At 61.0% G+C, this 20,422-nt stretch carries 17 protein-coding genes and 1 pseudogene; 5 read left to right on the top strand and 13 right to left on the bottom strand.

Going from position 1 to position 20,422, the window contains the following annotated elements:
• Nucleotides 1–56: 56 nt before the first annotated feature.
• The 6 genes from ispA to DBP26_RS21640 all read right to left on the bottom strand — a co-directional run bounded on the left by ispA (nucleotide 57) and on the right by DBP26_RS21640 (nucleotide 6,342).
• Nucleotides 57–944 (bottom strand): (2E,6E)-farnesyl diphosphate synthase, encoded by an 888-nt coding sequence (gene ispA / locus DBP26_RS21665; RefSeq protein ID WP_108239531.1) that lies wholly within the window; start codon nucleotides 942–944, stop codon nucleotides 57–59.
• Nucleotides 941–1,183: an exodeoxyribonuclease VII small subunit gene (locus DBP26_RS21660; RefSeq protein ID WP_108239532.1), complete on the bottom strand. Its 243-nt coding sequence runs from the start codon at nucleotides 1,181–1,183 to the stop codon at nucleotides 941–943. The genes ispA and DBP26_RS21660 overlap by 4 nt, the downstream gene beginning before the upstream one ends.
• Nucleotides 1,184–1,356: 173 nt before the next feature.
• Nucleotides 1,357–2,010, bottom strand: coding sequence for an oxygen-insensitive NAD(P)H nitroreductase (gene nfsB, locus DBP26_RS21655; RefSeq protein ID WP_108239533.1), 654 nt, complete (start codon nucleotides 2,008–2,010; stop codon nucleotides 1,357–1,359).
• Between the two features lie 104 nt (nucleotides 2,011–2,114).
• The gene (locus DBP26_RS21650) at nucleotides 2,115–3,122 is read right to left on the bottom strand and encodes a zinc-binding alcohol dehydrogenase family protein (protein ID WP_108239534.1); all 1,008 of its coding nucleotides are present in this window, start codon (nucleotides 3,120–3,122) and stop codon (nucleotides 2,115–2,117) included.
• Nucleotides 3,123–3,281: 159 nt separating this feature from the next.
• Nucleotides 3,282–5,066, bottom strand: a complete 1,785-nt coding sequence (locus DBP26_RS21645) for an IlvD/Edd family dehydratase (RefSeq protein ID WP_108239535.1) — start codon at nucleotides 5,064–5,066, stop codon at nucleotides 3,282–3,284.
• Nucleotides 5,067–5,157: 91 nt separating this feature from the next.
• A complete protein-coding gene (locus DBP26_RS21640) occupies nucleotides 5,158–6,342 on the bottom strand; it encodes a fumarylacetoacetate hydrolase family protein (protein ID WP_108239536.1) in 1,185 nt (394 codons plus the stop codon).
• A 123-nt stretch (nucleotides 6,343–6,465) separates the two neighbouring features.
• On the opposite strand from DBP26_RS21640, the gene DBP26_RS21635 reads away from it, so the two are divergent.
• The 4 genes from DBP26_RS21635 to DBP26_RS21620 all read left to right on the top strand — a co-directional run bounded on the left by DBP26_RS21635 (nucleotide 6,466) and on the right by DBP26_RS21620 (nucleotide 10,791).
• Nucleotides 6,466–7,407: a LysR family transcriptional regulator gene (locus tag DBP26_RS21635; RefSeq protein ID WP_108239537.1), complete on the top strand. Its 942-nt coding sequence runs from the start codon at nucleotides 6,466–6,468 to the stop codon at nucleotides 7,405–7,407.
• A gap of 131 nt (nucleotides 7,408–7,538) precedes the next feature.
• On the top strand, nucleotides 7,539–8,924 hold the full coding sequence (locus DBP26_RS21630) for an MFS transporter (protein WP_108239538.1): 1,386 nt from the start codon (nucleotides 7,539–7,541) through the stop codon (nucleotides 8,922–8,924).
• A gap of 147 nt (nucleotides 8,925–9,071) precedes the next feature.
• A complete protein-coding gene (locus DBP26_RS21625) occupies nucleotides 9,072–9,824 on the top strand; it encodes an Asp/Glu racemase (protein ID WP_108239539.1) in 753 nt (250 codons plus the stop codon).
• A gap of 58 nt (nucleotides 9,825–9,882) precedes the next feature.
• The gene (locus tag DBP26_RS21620) at nucleotides 9,883–10,791 is read left to right on the top strand and encodes a LysR family transcriptional regulator (protein WP_108239540.1); all 909 of its coding nucleotides are present in this window, start codon (nucleotides 9,883–9,885) and stop codon (nucleotides 10,789–10,791) included.
• 58 nt (nucleotides 10,792–10,849) lie between these two features.
• On the opposite strand, the gene yiaY is transcribed toward DBP26_RS21620, so the two are convergent.
• The 7 genes and pseudogenes from yiaY to DBP26_RS21585 form a co-directional block, all read right to left on the bottom strand.
• Nucleotides 10,850–11,998, bottom strand: a complete 1,149-nt coding sequence (gene yiaY, locus DBP26_RS21615; RefSeq protein WP_108239541.1) for an L-threonine dehydrogenase — start codon at nucleotides 11,996–11,998, stop codon at nucleotides 10,850–10,852.
• Nucleotides 11,999–12,452: 454 nt separating this feature from the next.
• The gene (locus DBP26_RS21610) at nucleotides 12,453–13,178 is read right to left on the bottom strand and encodes an XRE family transcriptional regulator (RefSeq protein WP_108239542.1); all 726 of its coding nucleotides are present in this window, start codon (nucleotides 13,176–13,178) and stop codon (nucleotides 12,453–12,455) included.
• Between the two features lie 405 nt (nucleotides 13,179–13,583).
• Complete coding sequence (gene ppa, locus DBP26_RS21605) at nucleotides 13,584–14,111, bottom strand: inorganic diphosphatase (protein WP_108239543.1); 528 nt, start codon at nucleotides 14,109–14,111, stop codon at nucleotides 13,584–13,586.
• A 101-nt stretch (nucleotides 14,112–14,212) separates the two neighbouring features.
• Nucleotides 14,213–15,048: pseudogene (locus DBP26_RS21600) on the bottom strand (zinc-dependent peptidase).
• 3 nt (nucleotides 15,049–15,051) lie between these two features.
• Nucleotides 15,052–15,699: a DedA family protein gene (locus DBP26_RS21595; RefSeq protein ID WP_108239544.1), complete on the bottom strand. Its 648-nt coding sequence runs from the start codon at nucleotides 15,697–15,699 to the stop codon at nucleotides 15,052–15,054.
• Between the two features lie 252 nt (nucleotides 15,700–15,951).
• On the bottom strand, nucleotides 15,952–16,404 hold the full coding sequence (locus tag DBP26_RS21590; protein ID WP_108239545.1) for a GNAT family N-acetyltransferase: 453 nt from the start codon (nucleotides 16,402–16,404) through the stop codon (nucleotides 15,952–15,954).
• A 206-nt stretch (nucleotides 16,405–16,610) separates the two neighbouring features.
• Complete coding sequence (locus tag DBP26_RS21585; protein ID WP_108239546.1) at nucleotides 16,611–18,131, bottom strand: aldehyde dehydrogenase family protein; 1,521 nt, start codon at nucleotides 18,129–18,131, stop codon at nucleotides 16,611–16,613.
• Nucleotides 18,132–18,416: 285 nt separating this feature from the next.
• Here DBP26_RS21585 and DBP26_RS21580 point away from each other — a divergent pair, with 285 nt between their 5' ends.
• Nucleotides 18,417–20,324 (top strand): sigma-54-dependent Fis family transcriptional regulator, encoded by a 1,908-nt coding sequence (locus DBP26_RS21580; RefSeq protein WP_108239547.1) that lies wholly within the window; start codon nucleotides 18,417–18,419, stop codon nucleotides 20,322–20,324.
• Nucleotides 20,325–20,422: the final 98 nt, after the last annotated feature.

Below are 20,422 nucleotides of genomic sequence, written 5' to 3'. Positions count from 1 at the left end.
CCGCGATGGCCGCCCAAACCAAGCGCGCCGCTACAGACCCGAATCGCGAAAACGGATCAGTTGCGGCGTTCGACGATATAGCGCGCCAAGGCCCGCAGAGGCTCGGCTGCCGCGTCGAAAGGTCGCAGCGCATCCAGCGCCTGGTCACGCAGTTCCAGGGCGTAATGCTTGGCCTCTTCCAGCCCCAGCAGCGCCGGGTAGGTCGGTTTGTCCCGTGCGATGTCCGCGCCTTGGCGCTTGCCGAGGGTGGCCGTGTCGCTTTCGACGTCGAGGATGTCATCCTGAACCTGAAACGCCAGGCCGACGGCGCGAGCGTAGATCTGCAGGGCGTCGAGTTGCACTTGGCTGGGACGGCCGCTGGCCAGCGCGCCGAGCCTGACGCTGGCTTCGATCAAAGCGCCAGTCTTGTGCCGATGCATGAATTCAAGGGCTTTCTGGTCCAGCTTGAGACCCACGGAGCCCAAGTCGATCGCCTGCCCGCCTACCATGCCAGCCGGGCCAGCGGCGCGGGCGAGGGTGTGGACCATCTTAAGGCGGGTGTCGGCGTCCTGGGGCGTCAATGCTGCGTCGCTGAGAACGCTGAAGGCCATGGTTTGCAGGCCATCGCCAGCCAGGATGGCGCATGCTTCGTCGAAAGCCTTGTGAGTGGTGGGCAGCCCGCGACGAAGGTCGTCGTCGTCCATGGCGGGCAGGTCGTCATGGACCAGCGAGTAGGCATGGATCAGCTCGACTGCGCAAGCCGCGCCGTTGGCCTCCTCGGCATTGCCGCCCAGGGCTTCGCAGGCTGCGTAGACCAGCAACGGCCGCACACGCTTGCCGCCGTTGGTCACGCTGTAGCGCATGGCTTGGTACAAACGGGTCAGTTCAGGCGCGGAAGCAGTGAACAAGGTATCCAGCGCGGCGTTTACGCGCGCCTGACTCAGGGCCTGATACTCGGCGATCATTCGGGCTGTTCCGCGTCGAAAGGTTCTTCCGCCAGTTCGCCGTCACGCTCCAGCAGCACCTGAACTTTCTGCTCGGCCTGGGCCAACGCGCTCTGGCATTCGCGAGTCAGGCGGATGCCTTGCTCGAAGGCGGTCAGGGAGTCTTCCAGCGACAGCTCGCCGTTCTCCAGACGCTCGACCAGCGTTTGCAAGTCCGCGAGGGACTGTTCGAAATCCAGTGCTGCTTTCTTGCGGGCCATGGCGGCTATCCCGGTAGAGGTTAAACCGGCGCGACACTAGCAGAGCAACGGCATTGGGGCAAATGAGAGGTGCTGGGCGGGACGGCGCCGGCGCTGTTCAATGAGCGCCATCGCCAAGCGGGAGCGCTACCAGGTCGTTGAGTGACCGGGCAGCGCGCCGTCTGTTTTCACTGTCACAAGTGGGTGAATACCGCTTGCGCTGACAGACGTGATTTTGGCAGTTTGGCGTTGAAGTCCGTCTCGCTGCGGTACCCGAGCGATACTACGACCAGACTGCTAAAGCCTTTCTCGCGAAGACCCAGTTCGGCGTCCAATTTCTTGAAGTCGAAGCCCTCCATCGGTGTGGCATCCAGGCCCAACGAGGCTGCGCCCAGCAGCAGCGTACCGAGCGCCAGGTACGTCTGCTTTTCCATCCAGTGCTGCAGATCCTTGAGGTCGTATCTGTGCAGGTTCACGTAGCTGCGACGGGTGGTGTCCTGGCCTGCCTTGGCGTCTACGGTGGCGAAGCGACCGTCTTGTTCTTCCTGCGCCAGAACCGCTTGCAGATGGTCCTCGGACATTTCAGTGCGCGTGCACAGAACGATGACGTGCGATGCGTGGAGGATTTTCGCTTCATTGTAGGCGAACGCGCCTTCCGCCCCTTTGGCGATGCGCGCTTTGCCCTGTTCGTCGGAGGCCACGATGAAATGCCATGGCTGCGAGTTCACTGACGAGGGGCTGTGGCGCAGTTGGTCGAGCAATGTGTCGATGGTCTCTTGCGCAACTTTGCGGGTCGCGTCATAGGCCTTGGTGGTGTAGCGAGTTTTGGCAAGCGCGGTGAGCTGCATGGCATGAATCCTGAGGCGAAAGGGTGGGATGGAGGCCGACGCCGCCGGCGACCGGCCCGAAAAGGCGCCGATCTTCACATGCGACGGGTGGGTTGAACAGGGGTTCAGAAACCTTCGAGCACGATCTTGCCTTTGGCTTTGCCGCTCTCGATCACCGCGTGGGCGCGGCGCAGGTTCTCGGCGTTGATGGTGCCGAAATGCTCGCCCAGCGTCGTTTTCAGGATGCCCTGATCGATCAACTGCGAGACGCGGTTGAGCAACTCATGCTGGGCGATCATGTCGGGGGTTTCATAGAGCGAGCGCGTGAACATCAGCTCCCAGTGCAGCGACAGCGCCTTGCGTTTCATGGGCACCACATCGAGTGTCTTGGGATCGTCGATGAGCGCCAGTTTGCCTTGTGGACGCAGTGCGTCGATCAGTTGAGGGAAATAACTGTCGGTGTGGGTGAGGCTCGCCACATGGCTGACCTGCCCCACGCCAAGGCCTTCCAACTGCGCGACCAGGGGTTGGCTGTGATCGATGACGTGATGCGCGCCGAGGCCTTTGACCCACTCGCGGGTTTCATCGCGAGAGGCCGTGCCAATGACGGTCAGGCGGGTCAACTGGCGTGCCAGTTGAACCAGCATCGAGCCTACGCCACCTCCCGCGCCAATGATCAGCAGGCTGTCGCCTTCACCTTCGCCTTCCTTGACGCCGAGTCGATCGAACAACAGCTCCCAGGCGGTGATCGAGGTCAGCGGCAAGGCTGCGGCATGAGCGTTGTCGAGGGATGTCGGCTTGCGCCCCACGATGCGTTCGTCCACGAGATGAAATTCGCTGTAGTTACCGGGGCGGGCGATGGAACCTGCGTAAAACACCTCGTCGCCGACCGTGAACAGCGTCACGTCACTGCCGGTTTCGCGAACCACGCCGACGGCGTCCCAGCCCACGACTTTAGGGGCGGTGGCGGCCGAGCCTGCCCGGACTTTGGTGTCGACCGGGTTCACGGAAATGGCCTGCACTTCGACCAACAGATCCCGCGGGCCGGGCGTTGGTTTGGGCAAGTCCATGTCCTTGAGGGCATTTGGGTCTTCGATAGGCAGGCCGTGCTGGGTGAAGGCGATGGCTTTCATGGCGATCTCTCTGAAAGGGGGAGGCTTGAGTTGCCCCTATCTTGGTCTTCTCCCGCGATGAAAAACACCGGCCTGATGCGGCAACACTTTCATGGAAGCGATGAAAATGGACCGCATCGGACGGGGGCAAGCGCCTTGAGCGCCGGCCCCATGTCATCCTCAGTGCGAATGCCTTGGCTCGCCGTTTCGGGCGATGACCCGAAGGTGCAACGTGGCCGGCTCAAGGCAGCCGCCGGTGGACAACTGCCCCACCAACTGGCGATACAGTTCCTGCCACGGCGTCTGCGAGGCGGGCATCTTCGGCTCGAACTGTGCGCGGCGTTCGGCCATTTCCTCCTCACTGATCAGCACGTTGACGCTGCGGTTGTTGAGGTCCACACGCAGGCGGTCGTTGGTTTTCAACAGCGCCAACCCGCCGCCCACCGCCGCTTCCGGCGACATGTTGAGAATCGAGGGGCTGGCCGACGTGCCGCTCTGGCGACCATCTCCAAGGCAGGGCAGCGAATCGATTCCTCGCTTGATCAGTTCGGCAGGAGGCGCCATGTTGACCACTTCGGCGCTGCCGGGGTAACCCACGGTGCCTGCGCCGCGAATCACCAGAATGCAGCGTTCGTCGATGTCCAGCGAAGGGTCGTTGATGCGCGCGTGATAATCCTCTGGGCCTTCAAAGACGATTGCCCGTGCTTCGAAGCTGTTTTCCGCGCCGGGTTCTGACAGGTAGGTCTTGCGGAACGCCTCGCCGACCACCGACATCTTCATGATCGCGCTGTCGAAGAAGTTGCCGCTGAGTACGATGAAACCGGCGCGGTGCTTGAGCGGGTCTTCATAGGAGCGAATCACGTCCGCGTCATGGGTGACGGCAGCGGCCACGATCTCGCCCACCGTCTTGCCCGATACCGAGTGGCAGGCCTCATGCAGCTTCCCGGCTTTCTGCAGTTCGTGCATCACGGCCGGGACGCCTCCGGCGCGATGGAAGCCTTCGCCCAGGTATTTACCCGCTGGCATGCAGTTGACTAGCAGTGGAACGTCTTCACCGACGCGCTGCCAGTCGTCCAGGCTCAATTCGACTCCCATGTGCCGGGCGATGGCGATCAAGTGCGGCGGGCAGTTGCTGGATGCACCCAGGGCAGAGGCAACGGCGATGGCGTTCTCGAAGGCTTCGCGGGTCATGATCTGCGAAGGGCGGACGTCCTCGCGCACCAGGTCGCAAATGCGTTTGCCAGTCATGTAGGCCATCTGGCCGCGCTCGCGATACGGCGCCGGGATGCTTGCACAGCCTGGCAACGACATGCCCAGGGCCTCTGCCAGCGCATTCATCGAAAGTGCCGTTCCCATGGTGTTGCAGTGGCCGACCGAGGGCGAAGCCGCGGTGGTCATTTCCATGAAGCCTTCATAGTTGATTTCGCCGGCCGAGAGCAGGTTGCGGGCATGCCACAGCACCGTGCCCGAGCCGATCAGCTCACCCTTGTGGCGACCGTCGAGCATCGGCCCGCCAGAGAGCACGATGGCGGGCAGGTCAGTGGTGGCGGCGGCCATCAGGCAGGCGGGCGTGGTCTTGTCGCAACCGGTGGTCAGCACCACGCCGTCGAGCGGGTAACCATGGAGAATTTCAACCAGCCCCAGATAGGCCAGGTTGCGGTCAAGCGCGGCCGTGGGGCGACGGGTCTGCTCGGCGATAGGGTGGACCGGAAACTCCATCGGAATGCCGCCGGCATCGCGAATGCCGGCCTTGACCCGCTGGGCCAATTCCAGATGGTGACGGTTGCAAGGCGTCAGGTCGCTGCCTGTCTGCGCAATCCCGATGATCGGCCGCCCGGACTGCAACTCTTCGCGGGTCAGGCCATAGTTCATGTAGCGCTCGACATACAGCGCCGTCATGTCGGCGTGGTCAGGGTCATCAAACCATTGCTGGCTGCGCAGGGGGCGTTTCAGGGCTTCGGACATGGTTCGGGTTTCTCTTGTTATCGGGGTAACGGTCGACGCTCATTGGGCGGCGCACCGGTTGTCGGCGAGGAGGGGCGTTGCGTCGCAGGACTCACTGCCGCGTCAGCAAACCACGCGCCGTCAGGTTACGGAACAATGCGCCAAGACCGAACGTCCAGGGAGTGGCCTGGCTGCTATGCGTCACTCCGTTGTGCAGGCTGCCCAGCAAACGGCTGCTGATGCTGACCTCGTCTCCAAGCTTGTGAGTGAAGCCGCCCCCCACGTGGTCACGGTCTTCAGTGGGCGCGAACAAGGTGCCGAGGTACAGCAGAAAACCGTCGGGATACTGGTGGTTTTCGTTGAGGGTCTGGGCGGCAATGTCTTCCGGGTCCCGGCTGATCTGCGACATGGAGCTTGAACCCTTCAGCACGTAGCCGTCACGGCCCCTGACCTGCAGGTCGACCACGCAATTGCGCACGTCGTCCATCGAAAAGGTTTCGTCGAACAGGCGGATGAACGGGCCGATCGCGCACGACGCGTTGTTGTCCTTGGCCTTGCTCAGCAGCAAGGCGCTGCGGCCTTCGAAGTCGCGCAGATTGACGTCGTTGCCCAGCGTGGCGCCGTGAATTTCCCCGTGACTGTTCACCGCGAGAACCACTTCGGGCTCGGGATTGTTCCATTCGGATTTGGGGTGGATGCCGATCTGACTGCCGCTACCGACAGCGGCGAGAACCGGGGCCTTGGTGAAGATTTCCGCATCCGGGCCGATGCCGACTTCCAGGTACTGCGACCACATTTTCTGTTCGATCAGCAGCGCTTTCAGGGCGCTCGCCTGTTCCGAGCCCGGTCGGATGCTGCGCAGGTTGTCGCCAATGATGTCATGCACGATCGCGCGCACGCTTTCGGCCTTGGTCGGGTTGCCCGCGGCTTGTTCCTCGATGACGCGCTCGATCATGCTCGCCGCAAACGTCACGCCTGCCGCCTTGATGACCTGAAGGTCAGCGGGGGCAAGGAGGAAGGGCGCATTGGCATCTGGGTGGGTGCCAGAGTTGGCCAGCAGCGCTTCGACGCTGCAGATCAGCGTGCCCTGGGTTTCGCGCACGGCCTTGAGCGGCGATTCGGATTCAAGCAATTCGCTCAGGGTGGCAAAGCGCTCGGACAGATCGAACACCCCGTCGCGACGCAGGACAACAGGCGAAGGACCGGCAACCTGACCGGGCACCCACGCCCGGCCGATCAATGTGCCATCGAGGCCGTCGGCAGGCAGCGTGTTTTCAGGGGTGAGTCGAATTGACATGGGACGATCCTCGGAAGTTCTTATGCTTTTGCTGCCGACCCTAGCCAGCCAACGCGATAAACTCCAATGACATCTGCTCAATTATCGATAACATGGGGTTATCGAATCCGAAGGCTGCTCACTATGTCCGACATCTCGTTCTCGACGGTCTGTAACTGGCTCAAGTTCAAGCATCTGGTGCTGATCGATACCTTGGCTCGCACGCGCAACATGCACGCGGCCGCGTTGCACATGAACCTGAGTCAGCCCGCCGTCAGCAAGATGCTTCGCGAGATCGAGCGGTTATTGGGGTTCGACCTGTTCGAGCGGCTGCCTCGCAACATGCCCCCCACCGCACTGGGGGAGCATGTGGTGCGTTACGCGCAGATTGCGCTGAATGACGCCAACAAGTTTGTCGACCAGATCAGTAGCCTGCGCGAAGGCGGTCATGGCTTTCTCAAGGTCGGAGCGATTTTCGCCGCCACGGCCGTGGTGTTGCCGGATGCCATCGTGCAGTTGAAACGGCGCTGGCCGTTGCTGTCCATCGAGATCGTCGAGCAGACCAGCGATCATCTGATGGAAATGCTCGACGACAAAAAACTCGACCTCGCCGTGGCCCGTTACACCGACGAAAGCCAGCAGCAAGTCTATGACTTTCAGGCGTTGGCGCCTGAGCCGTTCTGCATGGTAGTCAACAGCCGTCACCCGCTCACCGAGTTCGAGGAGACGCCGCTTCAGGAACTGGGCAACTGGCCGTGGATTCTCTACCCGGTTGGCACGCCGATCCGTGCGCGCATGGAGCAAGCGTTCGCCAAGGCCGGCATCCCGCTGCCGCGGAACACCATCGATACCATCTCCATGCAGACGTTTTTGCAGGTGTTGCAGTCCGGCCCGATGATCGCCATGTTGCCCGCGTCGATGGCCCAGCCGCATCTGGAAGGGGGCTTGTTGAAAGTGCTCAACACGCCGCTGAAACTGGCCCCCCAGGATTATGGAATTCTCACGCGACGTGGCGAGCCGCTGTTAGGTGCCGCCTCGGAATTCGCCAATATTCTGATCGCCAACGCGAAAACGGTCCCCCGCTAGATCAATAACCCTGGGTTATCGATCAATGGAAACATCTCATTATTCTTCATCTGTCGCTTGTCAGTACCATCCGCTCGTGTCTTGACCCCATAAAAACAACACAGGCGCAACCAGTGCCTGGAGGTCCTACCATGGCAACTGCATCTGATCGCCTGCCCGAACACTCGGGCGCCGGGCACGCCAGCTTCGAAGATCGTACCTACCGCAAGGTCATCCTGCGCATTCTCCCTGTCTTGCTGCTGTGCTACATGGCGGCGTACCTGGACCGCGTCAACATTGGTTTCGCCAAGCTGGACATGCTCAACGACCTGCAATTCAGCAACACGGTCTACGCCTTGGGCGCGAGCATTTTCTTCTGGGGCTACTTCATTTTCGAGGTGCCCAGCAACCTGCTGCTGCATCGCTTCGGCGCCCGTTTCTGGATCGCGCGAATCATGCTCAGTTGGGCCATCGTCTCAATGGCCGTGGCCTTCACCGTGCCGTTGGCGAAGTTTTTCCACATCGAGTCGGAAACCATGTTCTATGTGCTGCGCTTCTTGCTCGGCATCTGCGAAGCAGGGTTCTTCCCAGGCGTCATTCTCTACCTCAACTACTGGTTCCCGACGCGCCGTCAGAGTCGCGTGATGTCTGGCTTCCTGATGGCCATGCCGATCAGTCTGACCCTGGGGGGCGTTGTTTCCGGCTGGTTGATGACCAAGATGCAAGGCGTACAAGGCATGGCCGGTTGGCAGTGGCTGCTGATCATCGAAGGCCTTCCTTCCGTGGTCATGGCGTTCGTGGTGCTGGCGTTCATGGCGAACAACATCGATGCCGCGAAATGGCTGTCGCCGGAAGAAAAAGCCATGCTCAAGGCCAACCTGCAGCACGACAGTAAAGGCAAGGCGTCGAGCCTGCGCGAAGTCCTGTTCAATGGCCGGGTGTGGTTGTTGGTGCTGATTCTGTTGACCTTCAACACAGGCTTCTACGGTTTGGCGTTCTGGATGCCGTCGATCATTAAAAGCGCAGGCATTTCCAACCCGCTGGACATCGGCCTGTTGACTGCAATTCCCTACGGAATCGCCGTTATCGCGATGACGCTCAATGCCCGTCACTCCAACAAGACCGGTGAGCGCCGCCTGCATGCGGCGATTCCTGCGGTCATTGGCGGAATCGGCCTGATCCTCAGCGCCTACTTCGCCAACAACGTGGTGTTATCGATCATCTTCCTCAGCGTATCCGCCTCCGGTGTGCTGAGCCTGATGCCGATCTACTGGACCCTGCCTGGCACCGTTTTGTCCGGCGTCGCCGCAGCGGCGGGGATCGGCATGATCAACGCCATCGGTAACTTGTCGGGGTTCACCGGTTCGATGATCACGGCTGTCGCCGAGAACCTCACCGGGAACATCAATAACGGGACCTACGTGCTGGGCGCGTGCCTGTTCGTCAGCGCGGGCTTGATCCTCTCGATTCCCAAGGCGATGCTCGGCAACCACAGGGTCGAAGCTTCGGAGCCTGCGGGGGCGCTCTCCAACGCCTGATTTCCGCCTGCCCCCCACCTGACACCCATTGCCTGCCATCGCCAACCGCGATGGCAGGCTCGCCAATGCTTGATATACGCCCCTTTCCAGCGCTCCTAACATCGGTCCCCTGTGACCCCTCGCCCCAAGCGAAATGAAGGAGAGCCCGTGAAAAACTTTCGAATCGGCCAGATCGTCCCCAGCTCCAACACCACCATGGAAACCGAAATTCCGGCGATGCTGACTTCGCGTTATGCGTTGTTTCCGGAGGAGCGTTTCACCTTTCACTCCTCGCGCATGCGCATGATGCACGTCAGCCCCGAAGAGCTGAAAAAGATGGATGTCGACAGCGACCGCTGCGCGCTGGAACTCAGCGACGCGCGGGTGGACGTCATGGCGTATGCCTGTCTGGTGGCGATCATGTGCCAGGGCGCGGGCTATCACACGGTTTCTCAGGAGCGTCTAAGCAAGACCGTTGCCGCGAATACCTCCAGCGCCCCGGTGCTGAGCTCGGCGGGCGCCCTGATCGACAGTCTTCACATGCTCGACTACAAGAAAATCGCGATCATCACCCCTTACATGAAGCCGCTGACCGCCCAGGTGATCGATTACATCGAAGCGGCGGGCATCGAAGTCGTGGACGCCATCAGTCTGGAAGTCTCGGACAACCTCGCCGTGGGGCGGCTCGACCCGATGAACCTGGTGGCGCACGCCGATAGACTGAACATCGGGCAGGCGGACGGGGTGGTGCTGTCCTGCTGCGTGCAGATGCCGTCGCTGCCCGCGATTCAAGTGGTCCAGGACCGCCTCGACAAACCGGTGTTGTCAGCCTCGGTCGCGACCGTTTACCAGATGCTGAAGACCCTTGGCCTGAAAGCCCAGGTGCCGAACGCCGGTCATCTGTTGTCCGGGGCGTTCTGACGCTGTGCCTGACGGGGTACTATGGCGGACATTCTGGCCTGCACGCCCGGTACCCCACATGAAGCTCGACCCCGTTTCGCTGCGCCTGTTCGTCAGCGTCGTTGAAGAAGGCACCATCGCCGCTGCCGCCAAGCGCGAGCACATCGCGGCGGCGGCGGTGAGCAAGCGCCTCAGCGAATTGGAAGAGCTGCTCGATTCGCGTTTGCTCACGCGCACCAACAAGGGCATCACGCCGACCGACGCGGGGCTGTCGCTACTGTTCATGGCCCGCAGTGCGTTGAACAACCTCAACGAGATCGTTGTACAGATGCGCGATTACTCCCATGGGCGTCGCGGGTCGGTGCAGGTGCTGGCCAATGTCTCGGCCATTACCCAGTTCATGCCGGGGTTGATTCAGTCGTTCATGGCGCTGTACCCGCTGATCACTGTCAGTCTCGAAGAACAGCAAAGCCTTGCGATCACCAAAGCCGTGGCCGAGAACCGCGCGGATATCGGCATCTTCACGCGCCTGCCCCATGGGGCGGACATCGAAGTCTTCCCATTTCGCACCGATCGGCTGGTGGTGCTGGTGCCCAACGGTCATCCGCTGGCCGGGCGCGAATCGGTGAGCTTCAGCGAAACCCTCGCTCACGACCACGTCACCCTGCGCAGCGGCACGCACTTGAACTTTCAGTTGATCAAGGCCGCCAACGATTTGGGACGTTCGCTGAAAATCCGCATGGAAGTGTCCAGTTACGACGCGCTCTGTCTGATGGTTCAGGCGGGAGTGGGGGTCGGCATCATGCCGGAGGGGAGCGTGGCGATTTACAAGCTCAACGGTGCCCGTGCCGTGAACCTGAGTGATGACTGGGCCAGCCGTGAACTGAGCGTTTGCGTAAGATCGCGGCAGGGATTATCCAGCGCTGCGCTGTTGTTCCTCGACCACATCCTGGCGCCGCCTCTGGTCCCGCCGGTAGCGGCGGAATGAGGCTTATCGCCGGAAGCGATCAGGAACCGTAAGCGGCTCCTGATCGCGAAGCCCTTCTCTACATCGCAGTGCGGAAGATTTCCTCGATCTGCTCCTGAGTCGCAGGGCGCGGGTTGGTGAAGCCGCAGGCATCTTTCATGGCGTTGGCCGCCAGCGTCGGGATGTCATCGGCTTTGGCGCCCAGTTCGGTCAGGCCGGCCGGAATGCCAATGTCGCCCGACAGCTTGCGGATGGCCGCGATGGCCGCAGCCGCGCCCTGGGTGTCGTCCAGGCGCTGGGTGTCGATGCCCATCGCCGCTGCCACGTCTTTCAGGCGTGCTGGACAGACACTGGCGTTGAAACTCTCGACATGGGGCAGCAACACCGCGTTGCACACACCGTGGGGCAGATCGTAGAAGCCGCCCAACTGGTGGGCCATCGCGTGCACATAACCGAGCGAGGCATTGTTGAAGGCCATGCCGGCGAGGAACTGGGCATATGCCATGTTTTCTCGCGCAGGCATATCGCTGCCGTTGGCCACCGCGGTGCGTAGGTTGGCGGAAATCAGCTCCACCGCTTTGAGCGCGCAGGCGTCGGTGATCGGGGTGGCCGCCGTGGAGACGTAGGCCTCGATGGCATGGGTCAGCGCATCCATGCCTGTGGCAGCGGTCAGCCCTTTGGGCATCGCCGCCATCAAGGAGGGGTCGTTGACGGACAGCAAGGGCGTGACGTTGCGGTCCACGATTGCCATTTTCACATGACGGGTTTCATCGGTGATGATGCAGAAGCGCGTCATTTCGCTGGCCGTGCCCGCAGTGGTATTGATCGCGATCAATGGCAACTGCGGCCTGGCCGATTGATCCACCCCTTCGTAGTCACTGATTTCCCCGCCGTTCGCCGCCACCAGCGCAATGCCTTTGGCGCAGTCATGGGGCGAGCCGCCACCCAGGGAAATGATGAAGTCAGCGCCACTGGCCTTGAGCTGCCGCAGGCCGTTCTCCACGTTGCTGACGGTAGGGTTTGGTTTGGCTCCGTCGAAAATCGTGGCGTTGATGTCCTGCTCTCGCAGCAGCCCGGCCACCTTGTCAGCCACACCGGCCTTGGCCAGTCCCGCATCGGTGACGATCAGCGCATGGCGAAAGCCATATTTGCGGATGGCATCGACCGCCTCGCCCAGGCTGCCGATACCCATCATGTTCACGGACGGAATGAAGAACGTGCTGCTCATTGACTGATCCTCTTTCTTATCATTGTTGGCTTCGGCCGGTTGGCCGGAGGGGTACTCATCGAGACAGGACCATCCTAGGCGCCACGGGAACGGGGCTAAATGGTTCTTTGGAGGGGGCAGGCGGGGGTCTTTGGTCGTAGTGGCGCGGCGGGTTTCTGATCTCTGGACGAGGCACTGCGCGCAAGGGCGAATAAGCAGCGCTCATTAAAAAGCCGGCTTGTGGCCGGCTTCTCGGTGACAGGTTTGGCGAGTTTTTGGCTCACCGCACCCATCCGCAAAAGTGCGCGCTGCATGCAGGCGCTTGTCAGGTAGACGAGACGGGCCGTGGGCCGGGTGTCAGGTCGATCACCCTTCGGCGGGTAGCCAACGGGTGGTGAAACGAAGGCGTGCAGGATACGCAGGTTCGCGGCGTCTGCCCAGTCTTCGTGTGCAGCCTCGGGTCTTTTCCTGCACATCAGGGAAGGGCCGCGGGGTGGCGACGGTGATTGAGGGTCGACCACCAGAAGATCCAGCCCAGCACGTGGATGCGTTGTTCCTGGACCTGCTCGGCGCTGAAGATTTCGTCCGGGTATTCGGCCGCGTTGTGGCTGCGCAGGCGCAGGCCGCCGCCGGGCAAGCGATAGAGGTATTTCACTCGCAGCATGCCGGCGTGTTCGAGGGCGTACATCTCACCGTCGATGATCTGCACGCGGCCTCGGTCCACACCCATCAGCGAGCCGTCTTGAATTTTGTCTGCCATGCTGCTGCCCACCATGGCCACACAGATCGCGTTGTGCAGTTCGACGTCCATGGCGTCGAGGATGCGTCGGGCGAGCCTGATTTTCTGGTGGGGCGCCTCCGCGACACAGGCGCGACCGCTGGGTTGCGTCTGCAATTCGGTATAAAGCGGCAGTTCCAGTTCTTCGCGGTCGCCAGGCCGCTCGCCCCGCCGCCTCCCCGGGCCGTCTGTGCCGTGCTTGTCACGCGTGTCCCCGGGGTGCTTGGGCCCCTCGCCGCTGCGCAACCAGCGCACATTGACGCTCAGCAGTTCGGCGACTTCCTCCATGCGGGCCATGGGGATACCGCGCTTGAACCAGTTGTTCACGTGCTGCGGCGTCACCTTGCGGTTGGCGGCGAAGTCTGTAGCGGAGAGATGGCACTCTCGCAGAAGAATGCGTAGTCGATCACCTGATGTATTCATGGCACAAAGTTTACGTGCCGTTCAACTTCGTTTAAATGAACGAAGTGTTCAAATGCGCACGAGATCAAACGGGTGGTGAATAGTAAGGACTACAGTAAGGCGTTAATAATGTAGGGCGTTTCTTAAGTTGTTGGCTTTTCGTCAACAATGCCAAGAAGCAAGACTTTGCGCGGTATGGGGTAACGACGAGATCAGGACAGGTCTTAGAGCGGCCGAAGCCTGGAGTGGGGCAATAGTCTGTTGCAGGAAAGGCCAAAACGAACGATTGAAGTGAACGCTTTGTTTGAGAGGCGTCAATTTAAACGCGGCGAATAAATAAAAAAGTAGGTGGACGTGGCGGGGTGTAGCGGGGAGTTGAGCCGATGGCCTCCGAAGCGTCAGGCGCTTCGGAGACTTTGAACCGGATCAACCTTTGTAGGCGGCAACCGATTTGGTGATGGCTTCGCGAGCGGCGTCTGCGCCTCCCCAGCCTTCAATCTTGACCCACTTGCCTTTCTCGAGATCCTTGTAGTTCTCGAAGAAGTGTTGGATCTGCTTGATCAGCAGTTCAGGCAGGTCGGTGTATTCCTTCACGTCGACGTACAGTTGGGACAGCTTGTCGTGCGGAACGGCCAGGACCTTGGCATCGCCACCGCCGTCGTCGGTCATGTTCAGAATGCCGACCGGACGTGCGCGAATCACCGAACCTGGGGCCACTGGGTAAGGCGTCACGACCAGCACGTCGAGCGGGTCACCGTCGTCTGCCAGAGTATTCGGGATGTAACCGTAGTTGGCCGGGTAGAACATGGGCGTGGCCATGAAACGGTCAACGAACAGGCAGTCGCTGTCTTTATCGATTTCGTACTTGATCGGCGCGTGGTTGGCCGGGATTTCGATGGCGACGTAGATGTCGTTCGGCAGGTCTTTGCCAGCCGGAATCTTGCTGTAGCTCATTGGGCTTTGCCCCCTTGGTTGACCATTCGGAATTCGGCATGCAACGCCAAAAAGTGGGCCGGATTATAGGCACATTTGGGAAGCGTTACCATGTACCACGATCAGCGCTGGGCATCGTCGGGCGTCGAGTAGACCGGATCCTCGGCCTGAAGTGCCCTGAGCCGCGTCAGAGGGTCCTGCCGATAGAATGCCTTGAGTTGCGTTAGACTTGCGGATATGCCTCGGCCAGCACATCAGGTGCGCTGAAAAAGTACTCGCTGGTGACGGCAAAGAACTCGGCTGGGTTCTCCGCTGCGTAGGGATCGATCGCCGTCTCGGCATCCGGGTCGGCATCCACTTGGCGATTGAGATCGTCGTAGGCGCCTTGCATCGCGCTGGCCCAGTCGGCAATGCGCATGTCGTTGTGTAACGGCGGCAGACCATTGGCTGTCCCGTTGAGCATGTCCAGTTTGTGGGCCAGTTCGTGAATGACCAGGTTATAGGCTTCCCAGCCACCGCTCGCCAGCACGCCGGGCCAAGCGAGGATGACCGGACCTTGCGACCAGGCTTCGCCGCTGTGTTCGCCGTCCCACTCGTGCTCGATGCCGCTGGCGTCGCGGTGCCGTTGCGGGCTGATGAAGTCGTCCCCGTAAAGGATGATTTCATGAAAGCCCTGGTACCAGTTGAGGTCGCCGAGGGCCAGCAGCGGCAACTGAGCCTGGGCGGCGAGGAACAGGCGGGCTTCGTCATCGAGCTCGACACCTTCCAGCGCCGTGAGATGTTTGGCTTGGAGGAACAACACGCTGCTGTCCAGCAGATGGCGGTCCTGCTCGACGCTGAGTCCGTCGAGCATCGGCAAGCGCTCGCGCACGCGAGCCCACAGTGCGGGGTCGACCGGATGACGGGCCAGCGTGCGCCGCCTGAGCCAGCCGCGCACCGACCACCCTTTCAAGCCCATGACTCAGCGCGCAGGGGCGGAGCGGCCCATGCGGCTGCGGACCAGGCCGACGATCATTGGCAGCAACGACAGCAGAATGATTGCCAACACCAGCAGGGTGAGGTTTTTCTTGATGAAGGGGATGTTGCCGAAGAAGTAGCCGAGGGCGACCAGGCTGCCTACCCACAGGATCGAACCCAGCACGCTGAAGCCCAGGAAGCGCAGGTAAGGCATCTTGCCCAAACCGGCGACGAACGGGGCAAAGGTGCGAATGATCGGCAGGAAGCGCGCCAGTGTGACGGTCTTGCCACCGTGGCGGTCATAGAACTCGTGGGTTTTGGTCAGGTAGTCACGGCGGAAGATTTTCGAATCCGGGTTCTTGAACAGTTTGTCGCCGACCGTTCGGCCGATCACGTAGTTGGTGCTGTCGCCAATGATTGCGGCCGCCATCAGCAAGCAAGCCAGCAGCACTGGGTCCATTGCGCCGCCCGCGGCAACGGCGCCGGCGATGAACAGCAGTGAGTCGCCGGGCAGGAAGGGCGTCACCACCAGGCCGGTTTCGCAGAAGATCACCAGAAACAGAATTGCGTAGACCCATGTGCCGTACTGGGTCACCAGCATGTCGAGGTAAACGTCGAGGTGGAGGATGAGGTCAAGCGGGTTGAAATCCATGTACGGCACCTGATTGGAAGACCCGATGCGGGTCACGTGCGGGGTCGGAGAGTACTGCTGATGTGGCCGCATTATAGAGGTAAGAAGCGACCTGTCGCTGGACGCGGTTTCTGAAATGAAACATTTGGTATTGATGGAACGAAAATTTCCGTAGGAGCGCGCTTGCCCGCGACAGCACAGTGTCAAGCACTAACGATGCGTCTGACAGCCCCTTGTCGCGGGCAAGCGCGCTCCTACAAATCGAGGTGCGACTCAATTAATCGGTAACGTGTAGTTCTTGAATTGAGTGTCCTCGCGAAACCCGATCGACTCGTAGACTTTCTGCGCGACTTCGTTGTTCGCGCTGGTCGATACCCGCATCCGCACGGCCTGCGTTTCGCGTGCCATCTTCTTGGCCGTTTGCATCAGGTGATCGGCGACCAACTGACGACGGGCATCTTCGGTTACGTAGATGTCATTGAGGATCCAGACGCGTTTGAGCGAGAGCGAAGAGTAACTGGGATACAACTGACAGAACCCCAACAGCCTGCTGTCGTCATCGTCGGGAAAGGCGAGGTAGATGACAGACTCTTCACGCTTCAGGCGTTTTTCGAGGAAGTCCCGGGAGGAATCGGGGAAGGGCAGTTCGCCATAGAATTCGCGGTATCTGACGAACAGCGGGGTCAGCAGGTCCAGGTGCTCCAGGGTGGCTTTGATGATCCGCATGGTTGGGCCTCAGCTTCATTGTGCAATGCATGAACAGGGGAGGGCGCGACTGGCACGGGGACAGACCGTTTCGACTGTGCCTAAGCGGTTTAGAAAGCGCAATCCAAAAGCCGCGGGATGGCGTCGATGTGCCTACCGCTCTTCAGCGTGCACAGTGATGAAAAACGGCCTCCGAAGAGGCCGTCCTTTGATGCATTGGCGCCGGATCAGAAGAAGCCCAGCGGATGGGTGTCGTAGCTCACCAGCAGGTTTTTGGTCTGTTGATAGTGTTCCAGGGCCACTTTGTGCGTTTCGCGACCCACGCCGGACTTTTTGTACCCCCCGAATGCCGCATGGGCCGGATACAGGTGGTAGCAGTTGGTCCAGACGCGTCCGGCCTTGATGGCACGCCCCACGCGGTAGGCGCGGTTGATGTCGCGGGTCCATACGCCGGCGCCGAGGCCGAACTCTGTGTCGTTGGCGATGGCGATGGCCTCGGCCTCATCCTTGAAGGTGGTGACGCTGACCACCGGGCCGAAGATTTCCTCTTGGAAGACGCGCATTTTGTTGTTGCCTTTGAGCAACGTCGGTTGGATGTAGTAACCGGTCGCCAGGTCGCCCTGCAGTTTTTCCACCTTGCCGCCGGTCAACAGCTCAGCCCCTTCGCCCTGCGCGATGTCCAGGTACGAGAGGATCTTGTCGAACTGCTGCTGCGAGGCTTGTGCGCCCACCATGGTGTCGGTATCCAGCGGGTCGCCGCGCTTGATCTTCAGCACCTTCTGCATCACCGCTTCCATGAATTGCGGATAGATCGATTCCTGCACCAGGCAGCGGGAAGGGCAGGTGCAGACTTCGCCCTGGTTGAAGAACGCCAGCACGACGCCTTCTGCGGCTTTCTCGATGAATTCCGGCTCGGCGCTCATCACGTCTTCGAAATAAATGTTCGGCGACTTGCCGCCCAGCTCGACCGTGGACGGAATGATGCTGTCCGCGGCCAGTTTCATGATGTGCGACCCTACCGGCGTGGAGCCGGTAAAGGCGATTTTGGCGATGCGCTTGCTACTGGCCAGGGCCTCACCGGCTTCACGGCCATAGCCTTGCACCACATTGAGCACGCCCTTGGGCAGCAGGTCGCCGATCAGCTCCATGAGCACACTGATGCCCAGCGGGGTTTGCTCGGCGGGTTTGAGCACGATGCAGTTACCGGCGGCGAGGGCGGGTGCGAGTTTCCACGCGGCCATCAACAGTGGGAAGTTCCACGGGATGATCTGGCCGACCACGCCCAGCGGTTCGTGAATGTGGTACGCCACCGTGTTGCCGTCGATTTCGGCGGCGCTGCCTTCCTGAGCACGGAGTGCGCCGGCGAAATAGCGGAAATGATCCACTGCCAGCGGTATGTCGGCGTTGAGGGTTTCACGAACGGCCTTACCGTTGTCCCAGGTTTCGGTCACGGCCAGCAGTTCGAGATTCTGCTCGATGCGGTCGGCGATCTTCAGCAAAACCAGCGAGCGCTCCTGAACGGATGTCTTGCCCCACGCGTCGGCAGCCGCATGGGCGGCGTCAAGCGCCTTATCGATGTCTTCGGCGGTGGAGCGAGGAAATTCTGCGATCAATTTGCCGGTGATCGGCGAGGTGTTTTCAAAATACTGGCCTTTGACCGGAGGCACGAACTCGCCGCCGATGTAGTTACCGTATTTGGCCTTGAAGGTCACGATCGAGCCTTCAGTACCGGGGTGTGCATAACGCATGGTGAATATCTCCTTGCTCTTGTGATTGTGCGGGGATAACGCGCTGCTGCGCTTGATCAAAGCGTAGAGCAAAGGGCGGGCCACTGCCGTATGGTGGCTGTTTTACAGGGGGTTCATCCGGATTTCAGACGTCCGGCAGGGGCGTGTGTGCCAACCCTGGCACAGGGAAGCGTGACACTTTGTATCGAATCTGGGACAGCGATCTGGGTTGAGCCTTTGGGAGCATTGCAATGACCCAAGGTGAGGAGGATGCTGATTGGCAATGCAGCGGGGGAAGAATAAAAAGTGCCCAGCAACCACCTGACTCGACATGCCCAACAGGTCCTGACCGTCACTCAAGGCAAGGCCAATCATCGTTATGGACCTGGCGCCGATCCTTCCATCGCCCGGTCGTGGACGCGCTGCCTTGAGGATTATCATCTCGATCCCGCCCAACCCATGGCCCCTACTGTGCTGGAACATGCTCGGGTGTTGGAAAGCCGCCAGCGACTGCGGCAGGTACTGAGCATCGCGGGAAGCGAAATGAACAGCCTGCATCGCCAGCTCTCCGGCGGCCACGCCGTGCTGCTGACAGACGACCGTGGCGTGATCCTCAACTGCGTCACTGAGCCTGGCGAGCGGCGAATCTTCGAACGGGCGGGCCTCTGGCTCGGCGCGGACTGGAGCGAGTCGCGCGAGGGCACTAACGGCATCGGCACCTGCCTAGTGGAGCGCCAGTCCGTGACGATCCATCGCGACGAACATTTTCGAGGCCGACACACCGGGCTGACCTGCTCCGCCAGCCCGGTATTCGATCCACATGGCGAGCTGTTGGCAGTGCTCGATGTGTCCTCGGCGCGCCATGACGTGTCTCGCCAGAGCCAGTTTCACACCATGGCGCTGGTAAACCTCTCGGCCAAAATGATTGAAAACAGCTACTTCCTGCGTCATTTCGAGGACCAATGGTTGCTGCGTTTTCACCTCCAGGCGGGCTCGGTCGGGTTGTTCAGCGAGGGCTTGCTGGCCTTCGATGGCGACGGGCGGGTGATGGCGCTGAACCAGAGCGCGTTGAACCTGTTGAGCGTAGGGCCCGTGGAGCTGGTGGGGCAGCCTGTCGAAGCGCTGTTCGAATGCTCGCTAGATGACTTGTTGAGTCGAGCGTCTCCAACTGCTGCCGCTGGCTGGCCATTGCGTACGCGCGACGGCCGAGGATTTTTCGCGGTGCTGCGGGGCCAAACGCGATCCGTATTGAAGGTCATGCCGCCTGCGGCTGTGGGTCAGCGTGGTGAGGTGCCGGCGCCAAGCGGCGTGTGCCTGGAGGATCCTGCGCTTCGCAGCGCCTTGTGTCGGGCATTGAAAGTCTTCGAGCGCGACATCCCTCTGCTGATCAACGGCGAGACAGGATCGGGCAAAGAGGCATTCGCCAAGGCTGTGCATCAAGCCAGTCAACGTGCGGGCAAGCCCTTCGTGGCGCTCAATTGTGCGGCGATTCCCGAAAATCTGATCGAGAGCGAACTGTTCGGCTACCGTGGCGGCAGCTTTACCGGTGCCCGCAAAGAAGGCATGAGCGGTAAATTGCAGCAGGCCGATGGCGGCACGTTGTTTCTGGATGAAATCGGCGACATGCCGGTGGCCTTGCAAACCCGGCTGCTACGGGTATTGGAGGACCGGCTGGTGGTGCCCATCGGCGGCGAACCTCAGCCCATCGACGTGCGCATCATCAGCGCCACTCACCGGAATCTGTTGGAAAGGGTAGAAGGCGGCACGTTCCGTGAAGACCTCTTCTACCGCCTCAACGGGCTGGAAGTCGCGCTGCCGTCGCTGCGTGAGCGCAGTGACAAGTCGCAATTGCTGGATTTTTTGCTGAAAGAAGAATCAGGTGGTCATCCGGTGACGCTCGATCCCGAAGCCAGGCAGGCGCTGCTGGATTTCAGTTGGCCGGGCAACGTGCGGCAAATGCGCAATGTCCTGCGAACACTGGCCGCGCTGTGCGAGGACGAACGAATCGAGCTGTCCGATTTGCCGTCTGCCGTTCGTCAACGGTCGGCGCCGCGCCCCACCGAAGCCGATTCCCCGTTGGAGTGCGCCGAGCGTGCGGCATTGATCAGGGCCCTCGAAGCACGGCGCTGGCACATGACTCACGCGGCTGAGGCGCTGGGGGTCAGCCGCAATACGCTCTATCGCAAGCTGCGCAAGCATGGGATTTCACGTTAGCCGCGCCTGACGCCGGGCGAAGACGTCTGCCGTGCGGAGCGGCAATTGAACTGTGCGAACCGACTCTCTCTAAGCTAACCTGCGCGAATGTTTTAAGA

Source organism: Pseudomonas sp. RIT409, assembly GCF_003052515.2.
In the GTDB taxonomy this organism is placed as follows: Bacteria; Pseudomonadota; Gammaproteobacteria; order Pseudomonadales; family Pseudomonadaceae; genus Aquipseudomonas.
The sequence above is the reverse complement of the archived record's forward strand: the minus strand, read 5'-3'. Positions and strand labels throughout refer to the sequence as shown.

Excerpts from the sequence above, each read along its gene's own strand:
- ispA (WP_108239531.1), bottom strand. The coding sequence starts at position 944 with ATGATCGCCGAGTATCAGGCCCTGAGTCAGGCGCGCGTAAACGCCGCG.
- DBP26_RS21660 (WP_108239532.1), bottom strand. The coding sequence starts at position 1,183 with ATGGCCCGCAAGAAAGCAGCACTGGATTTCGAACAGTCCCTCGCGGAC.
- nfsB (WP_108239533.1), bottom strand. The coding sequence starts at position 2,010 with ATGCAGCTCACCGCGCTTGCCAAAACTCGCTACACCACCAAGGCCTAT.
- DBP26_RS21650 (WP_108239534.1), bottom strand. The coding sequence starts at position 3,122 with ATGAAAGCCATCGCCTTCACCCAGCACGGCCTGCCTATCGAAGACCCA.
- DBP26_RS21645 (WP_108239535.1), bottom strand. The coding sequence starts at position 5,066 with ATGTCCGAAGCCCTGAAACGCCCCCTGCGCAGCCAGCAATGGTTTGAT.
- DBP26_RS21640 (WP_108239536.1), bottom strand. The coding sequence starts at position 6,342 with ATGTCAATTCGACTCACCCCTGAAAACACGCTGCCTGCCGACGGCCTC.
- DBP26_RS21635 (WP_108239537.1), top strand. The coding sequence starts at position 6,466 with ATGTCCGACATCTCGTTCTCGACGGTCTGTAACTGGCTCAAGTTCAAG.
- DBP26_RS21630 (WP_108239538.1), top strand. The coding sequence starts at position 7,539 with ATGGCAACTGCATCTGATCGCCTGCCCGAACACTCGGGCGCCGGGCAC.
- DBP26_RS21620 (WP_108239540.1), top strand. The coding sequence starts at position 9,883 with ATGAAGCTCGACCCCGTTTCGCTGCGCCTGTTCGTCAGCGTCGTTGAA.
- yiaY (WP_108239541.1), bottom strand. The coding sequence starts at position 11,998 with ATGAGCAGCACGTTCTTCATTCCGTCCGTGAACATGATGGGTATCGGC.
- DBP26_RS21610 (WP_108239542.1), bottom strand. The coding sequence starts at position 13,178 with ATGAATACATCAGGTGATCGACTACGCATTCTTCTGCGAGAGTGCCAT.
- ppa (WP_108239543.1), bottom strand. The coding sequence starts at position 14,111 with ATGAGCTACAGCAAGATTCCGGCTGGCAAAGACCTGCCGAACGACATC.
- DBP26_RS21595 (WP_108239544.1), bottom strand. The coding sequence starts at position 15,699 with ATGGATTTCAACCCGCTTGACCTCATCCTCCACCTCGACGTTTACCTC.
- DBP26_RS21590 (WP_108239545.1), bottom strand. The coding sequence starts at position 16,404 with ATGCGGATCATCAAAGCCACCCTGGAGCACCTGGACCTGCTGACCCCG.
- DBP26_RS21585 (WP_108239546.1), bottom strand. The coding sequence starts at position 18,131 with ATGCGTTATGCACACCCCGGTACTGAAGGCTCGATCGTGACCTTCAAG.